The organism is Vibrio sp. 10N.286.49.E11 (assembly GCF_041469505.1).
GTDB lineage: Bacteria > Pseudomonadota > Gammaproteobacteria > Enterobacterales > Vibrionaceae > Vibrio > Vibrio crassostreae_C.
The window spans coordinates 1-3,945 of sequence record NZ_JBFRKQ010000167.1; the positions used below are offsets into that span (position 1 = coordinate 1).

Sequence of the window (3,945 nt, forward strand, 5' to 3'; positions counted from 1 at the left end):
CGCGATGAACCTTTTTTTTGGCTTGTCGATCCGTGATAGTCGCTGATTACTCTCCAGTGCGACAGCAGCGACCTTTGTCGACGTTTGCTGAGTCCAAGGCTGCTAGAATCGAACAATGGCTTGCATCATCGTCTACGTGACCACAACACGCATCATTAATCTTTTTAAGTGCGGTGCGAATCTTAGTTAACTCGGTAATCTTCTCATCAATCATCTCTAGCTTTGCTGAGGTAATCGACTTCACTTCAGCGCAACTGTGCTGTGTGGCCTCGAGGCGAATCTCAAGCAATTCTTTAATCTCGTCCAAACTCAGCCCCAACGCTTTAGATTTGAGAATAAACGTCACCTGTTTCTGGTTATTTTCATCATATAGGCGATAACCCGAGTCACTGCGACTGGCTGGCGCGATCAGGTTATTCTTCTCATAAAATCGCAAGGTATCGGCTGTCACACCGCATCGCTTCGCTAATTCACCGATCTGAAACATGTTTTTTCCTACTGTTTCGTCCATTCCACAATTAACCTTATCGTTACTTTTCAGGCTGAAATGGCACTTTTCATAATTAATTTTGAGATGCCAAACGATTGCGCGAGCTTTTTTGTAATAAATTAGTTAGAATCTGCGCCATCAAATTTGGAGTTGGTTATCTTATAGCTTAATCATAAGACTAACCCAAAAGGTCTTTACCAAAACTGGCCAATATTTTATCTCTTACTGGTATCTAAGATAATCCACGCTAAGAAGATAGAAACAAGTTCTTTTTTGGCAAATATCTTTATTTTAACCCCATGAATTTGAGGAAGATGGAAGCATGAATAACGCTCGTCCAATTCGCCGCGCTCTAATCAGCGTATCAGACAAAACTGGTATCGTTGAATTTGCACAAGCTCTTGCTAACCGTGGTGTAGATATCCTATCTACCGGTGGCACTGCTCGCCTGCTTGCTGAAAAAGGCATCTCTGTTACAGAAGTATCTGACTACACTGGTTTCCCAGAAATGATGGATGGCCGTGTTAAGACTCTGCACCCAAAAGTTCATGGTGGTGTTCTAGGCCGTCGTGGCCAAGATGATGACGTGATGGAAACTCACGGTATCAACCCTATCGATATGGTTGTTGTAAACCTATACCCATTCGCAGAAACCGTTGCTAAAGAAGGTTGTACCCTTGCTGATGCTGTTGAGAACATCGACATCGGCGGCCCTACAATGGTTCGCTCTGCAGCGAAAAACCACAAAGACGTAACGATCGTTGTTAACGCACACGACTACGAGCGCGTTGTCGCTGAAATGGACACGAACGATAAATCTCTAACACTAGAGACTCGCTTCGACCTCGCTATCGCAGCATTCGAGCACACCGCTTCTTACGACGGCATGATCGCAAACTACTTCGGCACTATGGTTCCATCTTACGGTGAGAACAAAGAAGGTGACAAACCTTCTCCTGAAAACAAGAGCAAATTCCCTCGCACGTTCAACCAACAGTTCGAGAAAAAGCAAGACATGCGCTACGGTGAGAACAGCCACCAGGCAGCCGCATTCTACGTTGAAGCAAACCCTGAAGAAGCATCAGTTTCTACAGCTCGCCAGATTCAAGGTAAAGCCCTTTCTTACAACAACATCGCTGACACCGACGCAGCACTTGAGTGTGTGAAAGAGTTCGACCAGCCAGCATGTGTGATCGTTAAGCACGCTAACCCATGTGGTGTTGCACTAGGTGAAAACATCCTAGAAGCTTACGACCGTGCATTCAAAACAGACCCAACTTCTGCATTTGGCGGCATCATCGCTTTCAACCGTGAGCTAGACGCTGCAACAGCAACGACTATCACTGAGCGTCAATTCGTTGAAGTTATCATTGCACCATCAGTTTCTGCTGAAGCAGTAGCAATCGTAGCGGCTAAGAAAAACCTTCGCCTACTTGAGTGTGGTGAGTGGACAACGAAGACAACTGGCTTTGACGTTAAACGCGTTAACGGTGGTTTGCTAGTTCAAGACCGCGACCAAGGCATGGTGTCTGAAGATGACCTTAAAGTGGTTTCTAAGCGCCAACCTACAGCTGAAGAATTGAAAGATGCTCTATTCTGCTGGAAAGTAGCGAAATACGTTAAATCTAACGCTATCGTTTACTCGAAAGGCGACATGACAATTGGTGTTGGCGCTGGCCAAATGAGCCGCGTTTACTCTGCGAAAATCGCAGGCATCAAAGCTGCAGACGAAGGTCTACAGGTTGAAGGCTGTGTGATGGCATCAGATGCATTCTTCCCATTCCGTGACGGTATCGACGCGGCTGCAGAGGCTGGCATCAAGTGTGTTATCCAACCGGGCGGCTCTATGCGTGATGACGAAGTTATCGCAGCAGCAGACGAACACGGCATGGCGATGATCTTTACGGGCATGCGTCACTTCCGCCACTAGAAAGAAAAGATACGAGAGCGCTTCGCTACGGGAAACGAGAACGCTGCGCTCCGAGATGAGCAACACTATCATTTAGTGTTGCTCAGACATTTTTTAGTTCTACTACTATCAATTTTGATTGAAGGTTTAAAACATGAATGTATTGATTATTGGTGCTGGCGGTCGTGAGCATGCACTAGGCTGGAAAGCAGCACAAAACCCAAACGTTGAAACAGTATTCATCGCTCCAGGTAACGCAGGTACTGCACTTGAGCCGAAATTAGAGAACGTAAACATCGGCGTTGAAGACATCGCTGGTTTAGTCGCGTTTGCCCAAGATAAAAAAATCGAACTGACTATCGTGGGCCCTGAAGCACCATTGGTTATCGGTGTGGTTGATGCATTCCGCGAAGTAGGTTTGCCAATCTTCGGCCCTACTCAAGCTGCAGCACAGCTTGAAGGCTCTAAAGCATTCACTAAAGACTTCCTAGCTCGTCATGATATCCCAACAGGTTACTACTCAAACTTCACTGAGATTGAGCCAGCTATCGCTTACGTTCGCGAGCAAGGCGCTCCTATCGTAGTGAAAGCTGACGGTCTTGCGGCAGGTAAAGGCGTTATCGTTGCGATGACCCTTGAAGAAGCAGAAGACGCAATCAAAGACATGCTAGCGGGCAACGCCTTTGGCGAAGCAGGCAGCCGCGTTGTTATCGAAGAGTTCCTCGAAGGCGAAGAAGCAAGCTTCATCGTAATGGTTGACGGCTCTAGCGTGCTTCCTATGGCCACCAGCCAAGATCACAAACGTGTTGGCGACAAAGACACTGGGCCGAACACGGGCGGCATGGGTGCTTACTCTCCTGCGCCGGTTGTAACTCCAGAAATCCACAACCGTATCCTTGAGGAAGTTATCTACCCAACGGTACGTGGTATGGACGCAGAAGGCGCACCTTACACAGGTTTCCTTTACGCTGGCCTAATGATCGATGCTGACGGCACACCTAAAGTTATCGAATACAACTGCCGCTTTGGCGACCCTGAAACGCAACCTATCATGATGCGTATGGAGTCAGACCTTGTTGAACTTTGCCTAATGGCTATCGACGAGAAGCTCGACGAAGCAGAATCGAAGTGGGATCCACGCGCTTCTATCGGTGTTGTTCTTGCGGCTGGCGGTTACCCTGCTGACTACGCAAAAGGTGACGTTATTTCACTACCAACAAGCGAAGTTGAAGGCCAAAAGGTTTTCCACGCGGGTACGACAAATAATGAAGCTGGCGACGTTGTGACAAACGGCGGTCGTGTACTTTGTGCAACAGCACTGGGCAATACGGTTTCTGAGGCTCAAGAGCGCGCTTACGCGTTGACGAAGCAAGTTAGCTGGAATGGTATGTTCCACCGCAATGATATTGGTTACCGTGCGATTGCGCGCGAACAAGAGCAGTAAACAATCTTGTTGCTCGCTTACTTTCCAATAACAGTAAGCAAATGACAGCAAGTGAATAACAGAAAAAGGCGCCTCAATAGGCTAATGCCGATCAGTTAAAGC

Annotated in this window: 3 protein-coding genes; 2 read left to right on the forward strand and 1 reads right to left on the reverse strand. The window is 47.4% G+C overall.

Annotation, left to right across the window (positions count from 1 at the left end; genetic code table 11):
- Positions 1–46: 46 nt before the first annotated feature.
- Positions 47–487: a Zn(2+)-responsive transcriptional regulator gene (gene zntR / locus AB4167_RS22100; RefSeq protein ID WP_017062704.1), complete on the reverse strand. Its 441-nt coding sequence runs from the start codon at positions 485–487 to the stop codon at positions 47–49.
- Between the two features lie 325 nt (positions 488–812).
- On the opposite strand from zntR, the gene purH reads away from it, so the two are divergent.
- Positions 813–2,420 (forward strand): bifunctional phosphoribosylaminoimidazolecarboxamide formyltransferase/IMP cyclohydrolase, encoded by a 1,608-nt coding sequence (purH, locus tag AB4167_RS22105; RefSeq protein ID WP_372137035.1) that lies wholly within the window; start codon positions 813–815, stop codon positions 2,418–2,420.
- Positions 2,421–2,553: 133 nt separating this feature from the next.
- Positions 2,554–3,843, forward strand: a complete 1,290-nt coding sequence (gene purD / locus AB4167_RS22110) for a phosphoribosylamine--glycine ligase (RefSeq protein WP_017062702.1) — start codon at positions 2,554–2,556, stop codon at positions 3,841–3,843.
- Positions 3,844–3,945 lie beyond the last annotated feature (102 nt).